This window comes from Actinotalea sp. (assembly GCF_041597215.1).
Taxonomy (GTDB): Bacteria; Actinomycetota; Actinomycetes; order Actinomycetales; family Cellulomonadaceae; genus Actinotalea.
In genome coordinates, this window is the sequence record NZ_JBFHHB010000332.1 from 1 (window position 1) to 2,597 (window position 2,597).

Genomic DNA, 2,597 nt, shown 5'->3' on the forward strand with positions numbered 1-2,597 from the left:
CCGCTCACCGACTCCGTGTAGGCGATCCCGCCGATGGTCCGCGCGTCGGGCGTACCGGCCGCCAGCGCGTAGGCCGGGGTGTCACCCTCGGGGTCCGTCGAGGTGACGGTTCCGGTGAGTGCCGGGAAGGACTGCGGGCCCTCGGTGTTGGTCACCGTCAGCGGGCTGGTGGCGTCGAGCGTCGGTGCGTCGTCGACCGGGGTGATCGCGACGGTGATGCCTGCGCTCCCCGTGCCGTTGACGCTCGTGGCCGCGACGGTCACCGTCCGGCTGGGGGCCGGGTTGTCGGAGGAGTTCGCGTAGGTCAGGAGGCGGGCGATCTGCTGCACGACGACGTCCACGGCCTTGGTGCCGTACACGCGGACGTTGTCGATCACCAGGCGAGCGCCTGCTGCCTGGCCGCCCGAGGCGTCGAAGGTCCCCGCGACGAAGACGAACCGGTAGGTGCCGGAGGCCGGGATCACGGTCTCCTTCGTGGTCCACGCCGTGGTGCCGGCTCCGGTGCTGTCGAGCACCTCGAGCTGGTTCCCGTCCTGGTCGAGCAGGTAGCCGAAGACGTGGTAGTCGTCGTCGCCGGCGTAGGCCCGCCAGTCGAAGTAGATCGAGTCGCCTGCGGACGCGAGGAACGGCGAGCTGTACACCGCCGGTCCGTGGACGACGTCGTAGCCCTGGCTGGTCGTCATGCCGGAGGACTCGAGCTGCAGGGCGTAGGAGCCGTCGCTGACCACCGCACCCTGGATCGTGGTGCTGAGGTTCCCGAGCCACATCGGGACGTTGTTGTCGGCGTTGGGGACCGCACCGGGGTAGGTGCTGGTGTCGACGGTGGTGCTGCCGGCGATCTGGGTCACCCCCAGGTCGATCTGCTGGTTCAGCGCCGTCCACCCGTCGACCGAGCCCTCCTCGAAGCCCGCGTTGACGAACGCGCTGGTGAAGTTGACCCGGAGCGTGCGTCCGGCGGCGCCGTCGCTGCTTCCGTCGATCGAGCCGATGACGTCGGCACCGGAGCCGGTGCCGAGGTAGACCGACCCGTCGACGACGGAGACCACGCCGTCCGTCGTCACGGGCGAGGCTGCGGTCTGCAGGGAGAGCGTCTCGCTCGACTCGGCCCCGCTCACGGCGAAGTCGATGTACTGACCGGCGAAGGACCCGCCACCGGTGATGGTCACGTCCTGGCCGATCGGGACGGGGGGAGCCTGCTCGGTGTAGGTGGCCGAGCCACCGCTCACCACCGGGGCGCCGACGGGCGCGGCGCTCGCGGTGCCGATGCCCACCAGCCCCAGGGCCAGGGCCGCCGTGGCGGCGCCGTACGCCCGCCAGGGCGCACGGACGGTGCGGAAGGTCGTCATGGGGGATCCTTCGGTTCGTCGACGGACCGGGGGCAGGGGGGATGGGTCCCCCCCGACGCACGGCGATTGACCTCTTATCGGTCAGACCGGACGCCTGATGAGAAGAACCGGGGACCAAAGTCCCGCACGATTCTCGACCTCGGTTCGTCAGGGCACGCCGTCGCCCGCCAGCCACGCCAGCGCCCCACGTGCCGCGGCCACCCCCGTGCTGAACGCGCCCTGGAGCAGGTAGCCGCCCGTCGGAGCCTCCCAGTCGAGCATCTCGCCCGCGACGAAGGTGCCGGGCAACCGGCGCAGCATGAGGTGCTCGTCGACCTCCGACCAGCAGATCCCGCCGGCGCTGGAGATCGCCCGGTCGATCGGCATCGACCCGGTCACCTCGACGGGCACCGAGGTGACCAGTGCAGCCATCGCGGCGGGCTCGGCCGGCAGGGCTCCGCCGGTCGCCTCGCGCATCAGGGCGATGGCGGCCGGGTCCAGGCCGATCGCGCGGCGCAACCAGGACGAGACGGAGTCCTTGGCCCGGCGGTTCCTCAGCCGTGCCTCGAGCTGGTCACGGGTCCGGTCGGGGCGCAGGTCGACCCGCAGGGTGCAGCGGCCTTCGGCGTCGAGGGCCGCCCGGACGGCTGCGCCGATCGCGTAGACGGGTCCGCCCTCGATCCCGGTCCGCGTGAGCATCGCGTCACCGCGCACGGGACCGTCGCGGCTGCCCTCGACCCTCAGCGCAACACTCTTGAGCGGGACGCCCGCGAACCGCTCGACGAAGGACTCGCTCCAGCCGACCCTCAGTCCGACGTTCGCTGCACGCAGGGGTGCCACCGCCACGCCTCGCCCGGTGAACGCATCGACCCACCCGCCGTCCGCGCCGAGCCGCGGCCAGGACGCACCGCCGAGGGCGAACACCGTGGCGCCGGGACGCACCTCGCTCACCTCGCCCGCGGAGTCGGCGATCCGCAGGGCCCCGTCCTCGGCCCACCCCGTCCACTGCTGCCGCCGCTCGATCCGCACGCCCAGATCCGCAAGGCGCGCGAGCCAGGCCCGGAAGAGCGGGGTCGCCCGGAAGGCCTGGGGGAAGACCCGACCGCTCGACCCGACAAAGGTCGGCTCGCCGAGACCGGCGCACCAGTCACGCAGATCCTGCGGGCCGAACTCCTCGAGCATGGGCGCGAGGCGATCGGCGGAAGGTCCGTAGCGCGTGAGGAACGGGGCGCTCGGTTCGCTGTGCGTGAGGTTGAGGCCGCCGTGCCCGGC

At 72.4% G+C, this 2,597-nt stretch carries 2 protein-coding genes; both read right to left on the reverse strand.

Annotation, left to right across the window (positions count from 1 at the left end; all coding sequences use genetic code 11):
- Nucleotides 1–1,346: hypothetical protein (locus tag ABWK99_RS15570; RefSeq protein WP_372595599.1), on the reverse strand; the 1,346-nt coding region annotated here is incomplete at its 3' end.
- Between the two features lie 147 nt (nucleotides 1,347–1,493).
- Nucleotides 1,494–2,597 (reverse strand): TIGR03862 family flavoprotein (locus ABWK99_RS15575; RefSeq protein WP_372595600.1); only part of this gene is annotated, 1,104 nt, incomplete at its 5' end.